We start from the raw sequence: 15999 nt of genomic DNA, 5'->3' as shown, positions 1-15999 counted from the left end.
AGTCTTCTTATGATCTGTAGACGACATGCTCATAAGAGCGACGTGCGCAGTTCGCGTGGCCACCGGATCCGCGCCGCCGTGATGACCCTGGTCGCCGCCACGGCACTGGGCGCGGCCGGTGAAGCGGCGGCCTTGCCGTCGGTGCCCCTGCGCACCGACTGGGACGCCATCGCCGCCTGCGAGTCCAGCGGCAACTGGCAGGCGAACACCGGCAACGGCTACTACGGCGGCCTCCAGTTCGCCCGGTCGAGCTGGATCGCGGCCGGCGGCCTCGAGTACGCCCCGCGCGCCGACCTCGCCAGCCGCGCCGAGCAGATCGCCGTGGCGGAACGCCTGGCGCGCATCCAGGGCATGTCCGCCTGGGGCTGCTCCTGACCACGGCCGTCCGCTCCCACGCCGGCGCCGCGGACGGTCCGCCGGGTTGACCGGGGTAACCCGTGGGGGTGCACTGGCGCCGATCACCGCCGCCTCCCGTTTCCCGCGGCCGCAGGACGGGCAGTCCCCGGCGGGGGAGCCGGGCGGCGGCCCCGGACGCCGCGTACGCCGATACGTCCGGGGCCGCCCTCGCCCCCCTCAGCGAACGGGTTCCGCGGCGGGCCTCGGCAGACCGTAGTGGTCGCGCAGTGTGGCGCCGTCGTACGCGGCGCGGAACAGGCCCCGTTCCCGCAGCAGCGGTACCACCTGGTCGGCGAAGAGGTCGAAGCCACCGGTCAGCCAGGGCGGCATGATGTTGAAACCGTCGGCCGCCCCCTGCTCGAACCACTCCTGGATCCGGTCGGCGACCTGCTCCGGGGTACCCGCCACCACGCGGTGGCCGCGGGCGCCCGCGAGCCGGTGCAGCAGCTCGCGCACGGTGGGCCGTTCGCGGTCGATGATGTCCAGGACCAGCCGGAAGCGGCTGCCGTTGCCGCGCTCTCCCCGGGTCTCGATGAGCCGCCGGGGCACGGGCCCGTCCAGCTCGGCGGTGCTCAGCTCCAGACCCAGCAGGCGCTGGAGCAGGTGGAGCGAGTACTCGGGCTGGGTGAGTTCGTCGAACTCCTGGTGCAGCGCGTGCGCCTCCGCCTCGGTCGAGCCGATGAAGGGACTGATGCCGGGCAGCACGATCAGCCGGGCCGGGTCACGGCCCAGTGCCGCGGCCCGCGCCTTGAGGTCGGCGTAGAACTCCTGACCGCTGCGCAGCGTCTGGTGCGCCGTGAACACGGCCTCGGCGTACGCGGCGGCGAAGGCACGGCCGTCCTCGGACGAACCGGCCTGGACGTACACCGGGCGGCCCTGGGGGGAGCGGGGGAGGTTCAGGGGTCCGCGCACCTTGAGGTGACGGCCGGTGTGGTTGATCTCGTGGATGCGCTCGGTGTCGGCGAACACGCCGGACTTCTGGTCGACGACGAGTGCCTCGTCCTCCCAGCTGTCCCAGAGCTTCGTCACCACCTCCACGAACTCCCGTGCGCGGTCGTACCGTTCGGCGTGTACCGGGTGGGCGTCGAGGCCGAAGTTCCCGGCGGCCTGCGGGGCGCCGGTGGTGACGATGTTCCAGCCGGCCCGGCCCCCGCTGAGGTGGTCGAGTGAGGAGAAGAGGCGGGCCAGGTTGTACGGCTCGGTGTACGTGGTCGAGGCGGTGGCGATCAGGCCGATGCGTTCGGTGGCCGCCGCGACCGCGGACAGCCAGGTGAAGGGTTCGAGCCGGAAGCGGCTGGCATAGCGGACGTTGTCCGCCAGGGACGGGCCGTCGGCGAAGAACACGGCGTCGAACGCGGCCGCCTCGGCCCGGCGGGCCAGGTCCTGGTAGAAGCGGATGTCCAGGAGGTCCTCGGGGTCGGTGCCGTGGTGCCGCCAAGCGGCCTCGTGATGCCCGCCCGGGTAGACGAACAGGTTCAGGTGCAGCTTCCGGGCGCTCATGCCGTCTTCTCCTGTCCGTCGCTGTCGATGTCCTCGGCCCGCCCCGCGGCGTCCACTCCCAGCCGGGCGAGCAGCCGGCCGCGCAGGGCCTCGTACGCGGCGCCGCCGTGCCGGTGCGGTGCCGGGAGCCGCACCGGAAGGTCGGCCGAGATCCGGCCCCGGTCCAGCACCACGACGCGGTCCGCGAGCGCGACGGCCTCGTCGACGTCGTGGGTGACGAGCAGTACGGCGGGCCGGTGCCGCTCGCAGAGCCGCCGCAGCAGGGCGTGCATCCTGGACCGGGTCAGCGCGTCCAGCGCGCCGAACGGCTCGTCGGCGAGCAGCAGTCGGGGCTCGCGCACGAGGGACCGGGCGAGCGCGACACGCTGCTGTTCGCCGCCCGACAGCTCCACGGGCCAGGCGCGTTCGCGCCCGGCGAGGCCGACCTCGGCGAGGGCGTCCCGGCCCCGGTCCGCGGCCAGCGGCCCGGACAGGCCCAGGACGACGTTGTCCAGCAGCCGCTTCCAGGGCAGCAGCCGTGCGTCCTGGAAGACCACGGACACATGGTCCGGGGCGCTCAGGCCGCCGCTGCCCGCCACCTCGTGGTCGAGCCCCGCCAGGGCCCGCAGCAGTGTGCTCTTGCCGGAACCGCTGCGGCCGAGGAGCGCCACGAACTCACCGGGCGCGATGGACAGGTCGAGCCCGTCCAGCACCCTGCGGTCGCCGAAGGAACGCACCAGGTTCTCGACGCGGACCGCCGTGCGGTCCCCGGTCGCCGTCAGCCCGCCAGCGTGCGCCGCCATGACAGGGCCCTCCTCTCCACCAGCCGTACGAGTGCGTCGGAGACCAGGCCGAGCAGGCCGTACACGACGAGGCCGACGATGATGACGTCGGTCTGCCCGTACGTCCGCGCCAGCTCCATCATGTAGCCGATGCCGCTGGTGGCGTTGACCTGCTCCACCACCACCAGGGCCAGCCAGGCCGAGGTCACCGCGAAGCGCATGCCGAGCAGGAAGCCGGGCAGGGCGCCGGGAAGGACGACGTGCCGGACGAAGGCGAACCGGCCCAGCCGTACCGTCGCGGCGAGTTCCGCGTAGCGGCTGTCGATGGTGCGCAGCCCGTTGTGCGTGTGGATGTAGACCGGCACGAGGACACCGAGGGCGATCGTGACCACCTTCATCGTCTCGCCGATGCCGAACCAGAGGATCAGCAGCGGGATCAGGGCCAGGGAGGGGATGGACCGCTTGATCTGCACCGGGCCGTCGATCAGCGCCTCGCCGATCCGGCTGAGACCGGAGACCAGCGCGAGCACCAGCCCCGCCGCGACGCCGAACAGGAGCCCCAGCAGGGCGCGTTGGGCGGAGGTGGTGAGGTGGGACTGGAGTCTGCCGCCGGCGAGGAGATCCCCCGCGGTACCGGCGACGGTCCACGGTGCGGGCAGGCTGCGGACGTCGAAGAAGCCGAGGCCCGAGCCCGCCGCCCAGAGCACGAGCAGCAGCACCGGGCCGAGCGCCCAGCCGTACGGCACGGGCCGGCCCGGACCCGGGCGCCCGCGTGTGCGGCGGGCGCCGGCCGCGTCCGGTGCGGGCGGCGCCGCCGGGGGCGCCTGCTGGTCGAAGGTCGTGGCGCTCATGACGGCGTCCCCTCACCGGCGAGTGCCTGTGCGGCCACCGCCTCGTAGCGGCGGTCGAAGAGCTGGTCCGCGTCGAACGGTTCGCGGTTCTGCTCCTCGGCCAGCAGGTCGATGGTCTGCTGCTGCCGGCGGATGGCGTCGGTCCAGTCCGCCGGAAGGTCCGGGTGACCGACTCGCCGTACCAGGTATGCGCCGTCCTCGCGGTCGAGTCCCTGGTCCTTCACGTAGTAGCCCGCGACCCACTCGCGGGGGTGCTGGTCGATCCAGGTCTGCGCCCGTGCCCAGAACCTCACCAGTTCCCGGACGGCGGCCGACTTCTGTGCGTCGGCGACGGATTCGGTGAGCGCCCACAGGTGTGCCGGGTCGTCCCGGAGGCCGTGCCTGATCGTCGCGCCGCCCTCCTCGCCGTAATGGGCGAGGTAGCGCTTGATGTTGACGTCGGCGATGGGGGCGGCGTCCACCTGGCGGTTGCCCAGCGCCGTCGGATACACGTCGCCGGTGCTGGCGAGTTCGACGAGTTCGACGTCCTGCTGGGTGAGTCCGGCCTTCGCGAGGATGCGCAGCACCAGGGCGCCCTGGGCCTGTCCCGGGCTGTAGGCGATCTTCTTCCCGCGCAGGTCCGCGAGGGTCCTGATGCCGGAGCCGGGGGCGGTTCCCAGTTCGTAGACGGGGTGGGCGACGGGATCCGTGCGGAACTTCACCGCCACGAGCTTGGTGTCGAGGCCGGTCCAGTGCGCGTTGATCGACGGGATGTCCGCGGCCGAGCAGATGTCGAGGGCGTCGGCCCGGAAGGCCTCGGAGCACTGGGGGCCACCGCTGATGTTGGCCCACTTCACCTTGAAGGGCAGCCGGTCGGCCTGGCCCGACAGTTCGAGGGCGACCCTGAGGTCGGGCGCCCCGACCGTGAGCGTCGTGCCGGGGTCGACCGCGGCCGGGATCCGCTCCCGCGAGAGGTCCCGGCCGCCCGTCGTGGACTGTGCCGGGGTCACGCAGGAGGCGAGGGTCAGGGGGAGGGCCAGTGCGGCCAGGACGGAAAGGCGCCGGAATCCGGGCATGCGTGTGCGAGAGGTCATCGCGGCCTTCACGGGATGCGGGAGGAAGAGGACAGTCGGGCGGTGGGGCTCAGCAACACACCGCGGTGGCGACGCGCATCAGATCGATGGCGCGTCGCTTCGTGAACTGCCGGAATCTCCGCATGCCGGGGACGCTAACCAGGGCGCGAAGGGGGGTCAAGGCCTACCGGTCGGCCGCGCCAGGACCGCAACGACACCTTCGTGGGCGTGTCATGTCCCGGAAACGCGCCGGCCGGAATAGGCCGACCAGCGGCCGTCGCGCCGGGCCACCGTGATGTCCCGGCCGAAGCAGGCGGTCAGCCGGGAGTCGGTCAGGACCTCGTCCACCGCGCCCCGCGACATGATCCGGCCCTCGCGCAGCAGCAGGGCGTGGCTCACCGCCGGGGACAGCTCCTCCAGGTGGTGGGTGACCGTCACGGTGGCCAACTGCGTCCGCCCCTCGGCCAGTTGGTGCATGGCCTCCACGAGATCCTCGCGGGAAGGCAGGTCCAGGGCGTTGAACGGCTCGTCCAGGAGCAGCAGGGCCGGATCGGCCATCAACGCCCTGGCGATCAGGACCCGCGCGCGCTGCCCGCCCGAGCAGACCCCGTACGGCCGGTCGGCCAGCTCCTTGACGCCCAGCTCGGTCAGCAGGTCGCGGGCCCGCAGGCGGACCTCGTCGTCATACGTCCGCCACAGGGGCTGCACGGTGCCGCTGTGGCCGGTGAGCACGACCGCGTGGGCGGTGAGGTCCTGCGGCACCCGCTGCGCGGAGTTCACGTGGCCGATGCGGGCCCGCAGCTCCCGCACGTCCACCCGGCCGAGCCGGCTGCCGAGCACCTCGACGGTGCCCGTGGTGGGGTGCATGAGCGCGCCGAGCAGCCGCAGCAGCGTGGTCTTCCCGGCGCCGTTGGCCCCCAGCAGCGCCCAGTGCTCACCCGGCCGGACCGTCCAGTCGACGCCGTCGAGGATCAGCTGGTCCGTCGTGAAGCGGCGCACGCCCACGTCCCGGAGCCGGAGAACGGCCGCCTCGTACTCGTCCACCTGGGAGTTGGCTGTCTGGGCGGTCATGCCGTGGCTCCTTCGCGCGCGGGACTCTCCTCGGTCACCGTGAACAGTAGATGTACGGACCACGCGCCTGCCGGGCCGTCCGGTTCCTGGACGGCCCGACGACGACGTCCGACAGGCCCGGGCCGGGCGGGCGGACCTTGGTGAGCGGAGGCGGTCAGACGCCCGCCACCGACTGGATCCACGAGCGGTAGGCGGTCACGTTGGTGTACGCCGTGGTGGACTGGCGGTCGCTGGTCGAGGCGACGCCCACCTGGACGCCGCCGGACATCATCGGACCGCCGGAGTCGCCGCCCGCGGTGATGCCGTCGACGGGACGGGCGCATATCGCCTGACCGTAGTAGGCGTCGTAACAGCCCTGGGTGACGCTCACGTTGGCCACCTTGAGGTACTGGGACTGGCAGTTGATCTCCGAGCCGCACCGGGAGGTCGCTCCCCAGCCGTAGACCTGGACGGTCTGGCCGACCCGCACCGTGCCCGGCTGCCCGAGCCGTGCGTAGGAGGCGGAGACGGAGCGGTCGAGCCGGACCAGCGCGAGGTCGGCCGAGGGGCTGGTGACGGTCTGGACGCCGTTCGCCACCGTGCCGCCGGAGCCCTGGTCGAGGCTGCCGATGCGGAAGGCGAGGTTGCCGCCGCTGACGCAGTGCTTGGCGGTGAGGATCCAGGTGGGGGAGATGATGGTCGAGGTGCAGGTCTGCTGGCCGCCCGAGAACAGCCGTGCCGCCCAGGGGGCGTTCTGCGCGTAGCCGCCGCCGATGATCGGCCGGGGGCCGCCGTCACCGGGCCGGGGCTCCACCGCCGAGGCGGTCGGGGCGAGTGCGAGCGCGGACAGCAGCGCGGCCAGGAGAGCGGCCAGCACGGTGGGGACGAGTCTCGTGGTTCGCAAGGCTCCTCGTTTCCGACGGCACGCGCTGGACGCGTGCTGATGTGTGGGGGCGCCCAGCATGTCCGGCCCGGCCGCGGCGCGAACAATCCCGACTTGGCATAACACGGCGTTATGCCCCGGCAGTCCGGGCCGGCCGGGGGAGGGGCCCGGCCGGGCCCGGTGTCCTCAGCCGGCGGCCGGGGCGGCGGCGTCCGCTCTCGGGCGCACGGTCATCAGCAGGGTCCGGGGCCGGACCGTGGCCGCGGCGACCGGCCGGACCGTCTGGCCGGGGGCGAGCTCCAGCCGTACGCGCCGCACGATCGTGGCGGTGGCGGTGAGGAGCTCGGTGAGGGCGAACCGGTCACCGATGCACTTGTGCTTGCCCGCGCCGAAGGGCAGGAACGCCTGCGTGGGCCGGGGCCCGGAGTCGTCCAGCCAGCGGTCGGGATCGAACCTCAGCGGGTCGGGGAACAGCACCGGGTCGCGGTGCAGGGCGTGCTGGCAGTAGGCCAGTTCGGTCCCGGCGGGCACCGTCCAGGGGCCGAGCCTGGTCTCGGTGACGGTGCGGCGGGTGACGAGCCACCCGGTGTGGTGCAGCCGCAGCGTCTCCTCGACCACCCGCCTCAGGTACGGCAGCCGACCGAGGTCGTCGAAGGCCACCGGACGGTCGCCGAGCACCTCGCCGAGTTCCGCCAGGACCCGCGCCTCGATCCCGGGATCGCGGGCGAGTTCGTACAGCACCCAGGAGAGCACCGAGGCGGTGGTCTCGGTGCCGGCCACGGCCAGCGTGAGGATCTCGGAGGAGATCTCGTGCCCGGACAGCGGCCGGCCGGTCTCCTCGTCGGTGGTGCGCAACAGCAGGGAGAGCATGTCGCCGGTGTCGTGACCGGAGTCCTGGAGTTCGGTCACCGCCCGGTCGACGGTGGCCCGTACGGCGTCGCGCGCGGCCAAGAAGCGGCGGTTGGCGGGCAGCGGCAGCCGCTCCACCCAGTCGGGCAGCATGACGCGGGCGCCGACGCCGTTCATCACGACCGACAGGTCGGCGCGCAGCCGGCGGAAGGTGGCGTCGTCCAGGCTGCCCGAGAAGACGGTCTTGGCCAGCATGTCCAGGCTGAGACCGACCATCGCCTCGCGCACGTCCAGCCCGCGGCCGGGGACCCAGCCGTCGACGGCGGCGTCCGTCTCGCCGCGCATGGTGTCGACGTAGCGGGCGATGCGCTCACGGGCGAACGCGGGCTGGAGGTGGCGCCGTTTGCGGACGTGGACCTGGCCGGCCGCGGTGACCACGGAGTCGCCCAGCAGCTGTCCCATCTTCTCGAAGAACCGGCCCTTGTCGAGGCTCGGTCCCAGGTCGGTGAGCATGGTGCGGATGAGGCCGGGGTCCTGGACCACGAGGGTGCGGGTGCCGGGCTGGAGGGTGATCTCGACGAGTGGGCCGTAGGTGGTGCGCAGCGCGGCGATGAAGCCGAGGTTGTCGCGCATGAGCTGTGTCGCGTGACCCAGAAACGGCAGCGAGCCCGCTGCCCTGGGTATGGGGGGAGGCGCTACGAGCGTCACGAGGGCGTGTCCCTTCGAGTCGATCATGGGCGCCTCCATGGCTTCCCCGATCGCTCCCGGTGGCAATCCGCGCGACGGCGTGGTCCACGCCACGTCCGCCGGGTGGGCGGAAGAGGTGTGCGAGGGCAAGCGGCGGGGCAGGTTCCACTCTTGTCCTGAGTCTCGTGGGCCGCCGCCCCGTCACCCTGCCGCCGCGCGGACTAGCGGAGCACCAGTTGCACGAGGGCCACGGTGCCGACCGTCACGACCAGCGTCCGCAGGACGACCGGACTGAACCTGCGGCCCACCTTGGCGCCCACGTACCCGCCGAGCCCCGAACCGGCCGCGATGAGCGCGACGGCGGTCCAGTCGAAGTCCGCGGCGAAGAGGAAGAAGACCGCGGCGACCGTGTTCACGAGGGCGGACAGGACGTTCTTGACGGCGTTGAGGCGTTGCATCGGCTCGTCGAGGAGCATGCCCATCACGGACAGGTAGATGATGCCCTGCGCCGCGGAGAAGTAGCCGCCGTAGACGCTGGCCAGCGTCAGCCCGGCGAACAGCGCCGGGCCGCCGTCGCGACGGGGCCGCGCGCCGGAGCGCTCGCGGCGGCGCTGCACCAGCTTGGCGAGCCGGGGCTGCAGCGCCACGAGGACCAGGGCCAGGCCCACCAGGACCGGCACGATCGTCTCGAACGCGTCGGCCGGCAGGGACAGCAGCAGCGTGGCGCCCGTCAGCGCGCCCAGCAGGCAGCCGACGCCCAGCTTCAGGACGCGCCGCCGCTGCCCGCGCAGCTCCCTGCGGTAGCCGATGGCCCCGCTGACGGAACCGGGGACGAGACCGAGGGCGTTGGAGACGGTCGCCGTGACCGGCGACAGCCCCGTGGCCAGCAGCACGGGAAAGGTGATCAGCGTGCCGGAACCGACGACGCTGTTGATGGCGCCGGCGCCGACACCCGCGGCGAACACACCCGCCATGGCCTCAGGCGTCACGCCGTGCCGTTCCGCGCCCGGCCCGTACTCGGCCGGAAGGTGTCTTGTGCATCTTTCACGGGGCCGACTGTACCCACTGTCGGAGAGGGCATCCGAACCGGTCTCCAACCCGTCCTGAGTGCGCACTTCTTGACGTAAATTCACCTGATCACGCGGTGATACGATCACCGCGTTTGCGGAGCGGGCGGATGGGTGAAAGACGGCATCCCCGACGTAAGGGACAGCCCGGGCAGTCACCCCCGGTGCGGGCAGTCCACCGGGCCGCCCGCGTGGACGGGAATTCAGCAAGCCGCAAGCCGGCTGTCAGTCGCCTGAAGAGAGTCTTATGACGGAATACACAGGGAACCCCTTGCTCTGGGTCGCCCTTGTCGCCCTCGTCGCCGCCGCCGTGCTCGTCAGCCGCCAGCGCAGGGCGGCGCGAGCGTTGCGACAGCAGGTCCAGGGGCTCAGGGACCACTACACCGAGCTGGAGAACGATTACGGGAAGTCGGTGCTGGCCGCCCAGGAGCGGGCCGAGGACGAGACCAAGACGGTGCTGAAATCCGCCATGCGGACCCTTCAGGGCCTCGCCGCCGAACAGCAACTGGTGCTCTCCCGGCTGCAGAACAAGTACGGCGACTCGGCCCTCCTCCAGGACCTGCTGGAGATCGACCACACCAACTCGCAGTTCGGCCGGCGGGCCCAGTCCATCGCCGTACTGTGCGACGGCTGGCTGGGCGGGCGGCGCGACACCGCCTCGGTGTACGACGTGGTGCGCAGCGCCCAGGGCCGGGTCCGGCACTTCCGCCGGGTGGAGATCCTCTCCCAGGTCGACTTCGGCATCACCAGCCGGGCGGTGGAGCCCGTCGCCCTGGCCCTCGCCGAGCTGCTCGACAACGCCACCAGCTACTCCAGCCCGGACACCGTCGTCGAGATCAACATCCGGACCGTGCCCAAGGGCATCTGCGTCGTCGTCGACGACGCCGGTGTCGGCATGAGCGACGAGGAGCGGACCCGGGCCGACAAGCTGCTCGCCACCGAGCGTGCCTCGGGAGTGGCGGGGCTCGGCAACCCGCCGCAGTTCGGCTTCGCGGTCATCGGCCTGCTCTGCGAGCGATTCGGCTTCGAGGTGTCGGTGGACTCCTCCTCCCCCTACGGAGGTGTACGGGCGGTGGTCCTGCTCCCGCACGAACTGCTCACCGCCATGCCGGAGAAGAAGGCGCCCGCCCCGGCCGCCCGCGGCACCGCCCGGCCGGTCCAGGACGCCGGCGGACCGGAGTCCGCCTCGCTCGCCTCCTCCTCCGAGACCGGCGACGGCCTGCCCCGGCGCCGCCGCAAGCGGCCGATGGCCATCGTCCCCGGCAGCGCGTCCACCCCGCGCCCGGCGGGCCGCTCCGACTCCGAGCAGGCACAGGTCATGGGTGCCTTCCAGCGCGGAACGCAGTCCGGCCGGGTCACCGAGCAGGGGCCCGGGGACAACACCGGCCGGACGAGCAGAACACCTGGTGCAAGCAGCGAAGGACATGAGGTCTCGTGAACGACGATCTGTCATGGATGCTCGACAGCGCCCTGGAGATTCCAGGCGCCCTGCACGCGGTCCTGATATCCGCCGACGGCCTGTTGATGGCCCGGACGCAGGACTTCGGCAAGGACGACGCCGACCGGGTCGCCGCCGCCATGAGCGGCGTGCAGTCGCTCAGCCGCACCCTCGCGTTCTTCTGTGAGGACCCCAGCCAGACGTGGCGGCAGACCCTCGTCGAGTTCGACGGCGGCTGGGTGTTCCTGATCTCCGCCGGCGAGGGTGCCTACCTCGGCGTGTCCGCCTCCCCGGAGGTCGACATGGCCGACATCACCTTCCGGATGCAGCAGCTCGTCGGCCAGCTCGGCAAGCGGCTGACGACACCGCCGCGCGAGAACCTCGGCGCCCACTCATGACCGGCCACGACGGCTGGCAGCCCGAGGCGCCCGAATTAGTCCGGCAGTACGTCATCACCAAGGGGCGCGGCCTGCCCGACGAGGACGACCTCTCCCTCGTCACCCTGGTCACCGCGTCGGCCGAGGACACACGGCGTCCCGCCCGGCTCTCCCCGGAGGAGCAGAGCCTGCTCGACCTCTGCTCCGCCGGCTACCTCTCGGTCGCCGAGATCGCCGGACACAGCCATTTCCCGCTGGGCGTGGTGCGGATCCTGCTGGCCTCCCTGATGGAGGGCGGACACCTCACGACCCGCCCGCCGGTGGCCCGCGCCCGTCTCGCGGACCGAGAGATCCTGGAGGAGGTGCTCAATGGGCTCCGCGCCAAGTTTGGGTGAACGGGACTACGTACGCGAGGGAGCGACCCAGACGGCGGTGAAGATCCTCGTCGTCGGGCACTTCGCGGTGGGCAAGACCACCCTCATCGGCTCCATCTCCGAGATCGAGCCGCTGTCCACCGAGGAGACGATGACGCAGGCCGCCGAGTCGGTCGACGACCTCAAGGGGGTCCGGAGCAAGACCACCACCACGGTCGCCATGGACTTCGGCCGCCTCACCATCAGCGACCGCGTCGTGCTCTACCTCTTCGGCACCCCGGGGCAGCAGCGCTTCGTGCAGATGTGGGAGGACATGGCCCGCGGCGCGCTCGGCGCCCTGGTGCTGGTCGACCCGGAGCGGCTGGCGGACTCCTTCCCCGTGATCGACCTCATCGAGCACTACGGACTCGACTACGCCATCGCCGTCAACCACTTCGCCGGCACGCCCCCGCGCGACGAGCCGGCGCTGCGCGAGGCACTCGACCTGCTCGACGACACCCCCGTCGTCACCTGCGACGCCCGTGACGAGAAGTCGTCGGCCGCCGCACTGACCACCCTCGTCCGCTACTTGCTGGACCGCACCCGCTAGGAGCTGGGAGCAGACATGAACGCCCACGACACCGCCCCGGTGCCGCCTCCCGGCTGCCCGGCCCACGGCTCCGGCGCCCGGGTGCCGCTGCACGGGCCGGAGTTCGCCGCCGACCCGCAGGCGTACTACGAGTACCTGCGCCACTACGGGGCCGCGGCCCCCGTCGAACTCGCCCCGGGCGTCGAGGCGACGCTGGTCACGGACTACGCGGCGGCGCTCCAACTGCTGCAGGACTCCGGGTCCTTCCGCAAGGACGCCCGCCGCTGGCGTGCCTTCAACGAGGGCAAGGTCGGCCCGGACAGCCCGGTCGCGCCCCTGCTGGCCTACCGGCCCAACTGCATGTTCGCCGACGGCGCCGACCACATCAGGTTGCGTCAGGCGGTCACCGACAGCATGGCGCGGGTGGACACCCGACGGCTGAGCCGCAGCACCGAGCAGATCTCGGGCTACCTCATCTCCCAGTTCGCCGCCCGGGGTTCGGCCGACCTGCTCGGGGACTACGCCAAGCAGCTGCCGCTGTTCGTGTTCAACGAACTCTTCGGCTGCCCCGCCGACATCGGCGACCGGGTGCTGTTCGGCATCTCCGGCATGTTCGACGGCGTCAACGCCGAGAAGGCCACCGCGGTGCTCTTCCAGGCGGTGGGCGAACTCGTCGCGCTCAAGCGGCGCAAGCCCGGCGACGACGTCACCTCCTGGCTGATGCGGCACGAGGCCGGTCTCGACGACGAGGAGATGGTCCACCAGCTCGCGCTGCTCCTCGGCGCCGGCGCCGAACCCCTGCGCAACCTCCTCGGCAACACCCTGCACCGGCTCCTCACCCACGAGCGGTACGCACGCGAGGGCGGTCTGATCGACGAGGCGATCGACGACACGCTGTGGGAGAACCCGCCCATGGCCAACTACGCCCCGCACTACCCGGCCGCCGACACCGAACTGGCCGGACAGCACCTCGAGGCCGGCGACCTCGTCCTGGTCAGTTTCGCCGCGGCCAACACCGGCCCGACCCTCAAGGCCTCCCGCCAGGCCGGCAGCAACCGCGCGCACCTCGCCTGGAGCGCGGGCCCGCACGCCTGCCCGTCCAAGGAACCGGCCCGGCACATCACCGTCACGGCCATCGAGCACCTCCTCAACGAGCTGCCCGACGTCCAACTCGCCGTACCCGAGGACAGTCTGACGTGGCGTCCGGGCCCCTTCAACCGGGCCCTGGCCACACTTCCGGCCCGCTTCACCCCGGCACGGTCCTCGCGGCGTGCCGAGCCGCTGTCGGCCGGGGCCCCGGCCGAGCGGGACAAGGCGACGGGCGCGGCCCGGCCGACCGAACGCAACGGCATGTGGAGCCAGTTCCTCAACTGGCTCACACGGTGATGTGCGCAACACCTGTCCGACCCGCCCCTCCCGCATGAAGATCCAACGGCACGGGTAGTGAGCAACGCGGCATTCAAGTTGCTTACGAGTAAAAGGAGGTGTCGTGGACCACATATCCACGTACGCCGCTTTCCCGGCGCCGAACCCCCCGATACCCGCCTCCCGAGGCGGGTATCGCTCTGTGCGGCTCCGACACGGGACGGGCCGGTGAGCGCGGCACCGACGGGCGCGGGCCCGCGGGGCACCCCGACGCTCGGTTCCTTCACCAGCGGTCAGCTGCGAAGACTCGGCGCGGTCGCCGGCCTGTCCGGGGCCGACGCCGAGACCTACGCACAGGTCCTGACCGACACCCTGGGCCCGGAGGCCGAACGGCCGCTGAACCTGCCGCCGCCCCACCGCACCTTCCTGTCCGACGACCACACCCCCGTGGAGTTCTCCCTCTCCTTCCGGCCCGACGCCGCACCCTCCATGCGGGTGCTCCTGGAACCTGGCTGCGGCGCAGACAGCCTGGCTCTCGGCGGGCGTGCCGGACTCCGGGCGGTCCGTGACATGGCGCGGCGCTGGAACTTCACCACCGACGCCCTCGACGACGTCCGGGACCTGTTCCTGCCCGACGCACCGCAGGGCCCCCTCGCCCTGTGGTGCGCCCTGGAGCTGACGCCCGGCGGCGTACCCAGGGTGAAGGTGTACCTGAACCCGGCGGCGAACGGGGAGGAACGTTCCGCCGCGACGGTGCGCGAGGCCCTGCACAGGCTCGGCCACCGCCGTGCCTACGACAGCCTGCCCAAGGGCAGCGGACACCCGTTCCTCGCCCTGGACCTGGGTGACTGGGCGGAGCCCCGGGTGAAGGTCTACGTACGGCACGAGAACCTCACCGCCGGCCAGGCCGGGCGCCTGTCCCGGACGGACTCGGGTCCGGGGCCCGCGGCCGTCGAGGGGTTCTTCCGCACGGCCGCCGGACTCGGCCCCGACACGGCGGGGCTCGGCAGGAGGCCCGGCCTGACCTGCCACTCCTTCACCGACACCACCACCGCGCGGCCGAGCGGATTCACCCTGCACATCCCGGTCAGGGACTACGCCCGGCACGACGGGGAAGTGCTGGCCAGGGCATCCAGGGTGCTGCGCCATCACGGCATGGACTCCGACGTGCTCGACCGCGCCCTGGCCGCCCTCACCGAGCGGCGGCCCGAGGACGGGGTGGGGCTGATCGCCTACCTGGCCCTCGCCCATCAGCGGGGCAGCGCGCCGCGGGTGACGGCGTACCTCTCCTCGGAGGCGTACGCGGTGCGGCCGCCGGTGGTGGAGGCCGTCCGCCGACCGCTGCCGGTGTCCTGACCGGACCGTGCGCACACGACGGGGCTCCCGGCGCGATCCACCGGGAGCCCCGGGCGCGGACGCGGCCGGGTGCCGCCGCCGACCGCGCGGGGCGCCCGGCGGGACGGTCACACGGGCAGCGCCTCCCGGAACTCGGCCAGGTACGGGCCCACGTCGACCTGGATCGAGGCGCCCTCGGTCCGGCCGTAGCGCTGGACGATGCCGGTGAGGTACGTACCGATCTCCTCGCGCATCTCCTCGGCCGGGGGCAGCGGGGCGGCGCCGTCGATGATCCGCGCCACCCACTCCGCCTGGGCCTCCACCAGCCGGGTGATCGCGCCCACGGGCCGCACCAGCCCGACGAAGTACAGACCGGGCCGGTCCGCCGGCACGACCCGCCGGTACAGCTCGACCGAGCCGTCCGCCGAGACGGGGCAGCCGGCGGGCAGGAAGGGGAAGGTCATGCGGAAGCCGGTGCAGTAGACGACCGCGTCGGCCGCCTCGGAACTGCCGTCCGTGAACACGACCCGGTCGCCGTCGAACGAGGCGATCGCGGGCTTCGGGGTCACCGCGCCGTGCCGGATGCGGCTGAGGATCTCGTCCGAGAGGGTCGTGGCGGAGGAGAAGACCGGGTGGTCGGGCTCGGGCAGGCCGTAGTCCGACAGCCTGCCGCGCGCCACCAGCAGAGCCTGCTCCACCCACTGGCGCCGCTCGGCGAAGGACATCTCGTTCCACCAGGGGGCCTCGGCGATCTCGTCGACCGACATCCCGAAGAGCTGCTTGGGTACGACGTGCAGCCCCCGGCGCACCGACAGCAGGGTCCGCTCCGCGTGCCGGGAGAGGTCCGCCGCGATGTCCACCGCGGAGGCGCCGAGGCCCACCACGACCACGCGCCGGCCGGCGAAGTCGCCGCCGTCGCGGTAGTCGAGGGAGTGCAGAATCGTTCCGGTGAAGGAGTCGGCGCCGGCCGGCAGGGGATCGGGCAGGGCGGGGTCGGTGTGGTGCCCCGAGGCGACGACCACCTGCTCGAACCGCCGCGAGGTCTCGGCGCCGTCCGCACCCCGGCTGACGACGGTCCACATGCCGTCCGCGTCCCGGCGGACGGACACCACCTCGGTCCGCAGCTCGACGTGACCGAGCAGACCCGCCCACTCGGCGAAGGACCGCAGGTAGGCGGCGAACTGGCTGTGCCGCGGGTAGAGCGGGTACGAGGACGGCATGGGGAAGTCCGCGTAACCCGTCAGCTGCTTGGCGGTGTTCAGGTGCAGGGTCTGGTAGCCCGGGCCCTGCTCGCCGGCTCCCGGCTGACGCCAGATCCCGCCGACGTCGGGTGCCTTCTCCAGGCAGACGAAGGAGATGCCGCGCTCCTTCAGGGCATGGGCCGCCGCCAGCCCCGACAGGCCTGCACCGATCACACACACACGCACGGGATGTCCCCCCAGGATG

Annotated in this window: 17 protein-coding genes; 7 read left to right on the top strand and 10 right to left on the bottom strand. The window is 72.4% G+C overall.

What is annotated here, in order from left to right:
* The first annotated feature begins 9 nt into the window (after positions 1–9).
* Positions 10–375, top strand: a complete 366-nt coding sequence (locus tag BJ961_RS20235) for a transglycosylase family protein (protein WP_271414194.1) — start codon at positions 10–12, stop codon at positions 373–375.
* Positions 376–573: 198 nt separating this feature from the next.
* Here the strand turns inward: BJ961_RS20235 and BJ961_RS20230 are convergent, their stop codons facing one another.
* The 9 genes from BJ961_RS20230 to BJ961_RS20195 all read right to left on the bottom strand — a co-directional run bounded on the left by BJ961_RS20230 (position 574) and on the right by BJ961_RS20195 (position 9003).
* Positions 574–1896 (bottom strand): LLM class flavin-dependent oxidoreductase, encoded by a 1323-nt coding sequence (locus tag BJ961_RS20230; protein WP_271414193.1) that lies wholly within the window; start codon positions 1894–1896, stop codon positions 574–576.
* Positions 1893–2678: an ABC transporter ATP-binding protein gene (locus BJ961_RS20225; protein ID WP_271414192.1), complete on the bottom strand. Its 786-nt coding sequence runs from the start codon at positions 2676–2678 to the stop codon at positions 1893–1895. The genes BJ961_RS20230 and BJ961_RS20225 overlap by 4 nt, the downstream gene beginning before the upstream one ends.
* Positions 2654–3508 carry an ABC transporter permease gene (locus tag BJ961_RS20220; protein WP_271414191.1) on the bottom strand — a complete coding sequence of 285 codons (855 nt, stop codon included), beginning with the start codon at positions 3506–3508 and terminating at the stop codon, positions 2654–2656. The genes BJ961_RS20225 and BJ961_RS20220 overlap by 25 nt, the downstream gene beginning before the upstream one ends.
* Positions 3505–4581 carry an ABC transporter substrate-binding protein gene (locus BJ961_RS20215; RefSeq protein WP_271414190.1) on the bottom strand — a complete coding sequence of 359 codons (1077 nt, stop codon included), beginning with the start codon at positions 4579–4581 and terminating at the stop codon, positions 3505–3507. The genes BJ961_RS20220 and BJ961_RS20215 overlap by 4 nt, the downstream gene beginning before the upstream one ends.
* Before the next feature lie 49 nt (positions 4582–4630).
* Positions 4631–4705 (bottom strand): putative leader peptide, encoded by a 75-nt coding sequence (locus tag BJ961_RS36185; protein ID WP_356626429.1) that lies wholly within the window; start codon positions 4703–4705, stop codon positions 4631–4633.
* Between the two features lie 86 nt (positions 4706–4791).
* A complete protein-coding gene (locus BJ961_RS20210; RefSeq protein ID WP_271414189.1) occupies positions 4792–5631 on the bottom strand; it encodes an ABC transporter ATP-binding protein in 840 nt (279 codons plus the stop codon).
* 154 nt (positions 5632–5785) lie between these two features.
* On the bottom strand, positions 5786–6514 hold the full coding sequence (locus BJ961_RS20205) for a S1 family peptidase (protein ID WP_271414188.1): 729 nt from the start codon (positions 6512–6514) through the stop codon (positions 5786–5788).
* 165 nt (positions 6515–6679) lie between these two features.
* Positions 6680–8077 (bottom strand): cytochrome P450, encoded by a 1398-nt coding sequence (locus BJ961_RS20200; RefSeq protein ID WP_271414187.1) that lies wholly within the window; start codon positions 8075–8077, stop codon positions 6680–6682.
* A 173-nt stretch (positions 8078–8250) separates the two neighbouring features.
* Positions 8251–9003 (bottom strand): sulfite exporter TauE/SafE family protein, encoded by a 753-nt coding sequence (locus BJ961_RS20195; RefSeq protein WP_271417110.1) that lies wholly within the window; start codon positions 9001–9003, stop codon positions 8251–8253.
* A gap of 340 nt (positions 9004–9343) precedes the next feature.
* Between BJ961_RS20195 and BJ961_RS20190 the strand changes: the two genes are divergently transcribed.
* The 6 genes from BJ961_RS20190 to BJ961_RS20165 all read left to right on the top strand — a co-directional run bounded on the left by BJ961_RS20190 (position 9344) and on the right by BJ961_RS20165 (position 14574).
* A complete protein-coding gene (locus BJ961_RS20190; protein WP_271414186.1) occupies positions 9344–10534 on the top strand; it encodes a sensor histidine kinase in 1191 nt (396 codons plus the stop codon).
* Positions 10531–10932 carry a roadblock/LC7 domain-containing protein gene (locus BJ961_RS20185; RefSeq protein ID WP_271414185.1) on the top strand — a complete coding sequence of 134 codons (402 nt, stop codon included), beginning with the start codon at positions 10531–10533 and terminating at the stop codon, positions 10930–10932. Before BJ961_RS20190 ends, BJ961_RS20185 begins: the two co-directional genes overlap by 4 nt.
* Positions 10929–11306 (top strand): DUF742 domain-containing protein, encoded by a 378-nt coding sequence (locus BJ961_RS20180; RefSeq protein WP_271414184.1) that lies wholly within the window; start codon positions 10929–10931, stop codon positions 11304–11306. Before BJ961_RS20185 ends, BJ961_RS20180 begins: the two co-directional genes overlap by 4 nt.
* Positions 11281–11874, top strand: a complete 594-nt coding sequence (locus BJ961_RS20175; RefSeq protein WP_271414183.1) for a GTP-binding protein — start codon at positions 11281–11283, stop codon at positions 11872–11874. The genes BJ961_RS20180 and BJ961_RS20175 overlap by 26 nt, the downstream gene beginning before the upstream one ends.
* Before the next feature lie 15 nt (positions 11875–11889).
* Positions 11890–13239 carry a cytochrome P450 gene (locus BJ961_RS20170; protein WP_271414182.1) on the top strand — a complete coding sequence of 450 codons (1350 nt, stop codon included), beginning with the start codon at positions 11890–11892 and terminating at the stop codon, positions 13237–13239.
* A 207-nt stretch (positions 13240–13446) separates the two neighbouring features.
* Positions 13447–14574, top strand: coding sequence for a tryptophan dimethylallyltransferase family protein (locus BJ961_RS20165; protein ID WP_271414181.1), 1128 nt, complete (start codon positions 13447–13449; stop codon positions 14572–14574).
* Positions 14575–14681: 107 nt separating this feature from the next.
* Here BJ961_RS20165 and BJ961_RS20160 read toward each other — a convergent pair whose 3' ends face one another.
* Complete coding sequence (locus BJ961_RS20160; RefSeq protein WP_271414180.1) at positions 14682–15980, bottom strand: flavin-containing monooxygenase; 1299 nt, start codon at positions 15978–15980, stop codon at positions 14682–14684.
* Positions 15981–15999: the final 19 nt, after the last annotated feature.

Source organism: Streptomyces lienomycini (assembly GCF_027947595.1).
Lineage (GTDB): Bacteria > Actinomycetota > Actinomycetes > Streptomycetales > Streptomycetaceae > Streptomyces > Streptomyces lienomycini.
This window is presented reverse-complemented; position numbering and strand designations above follow the sequence as displayed.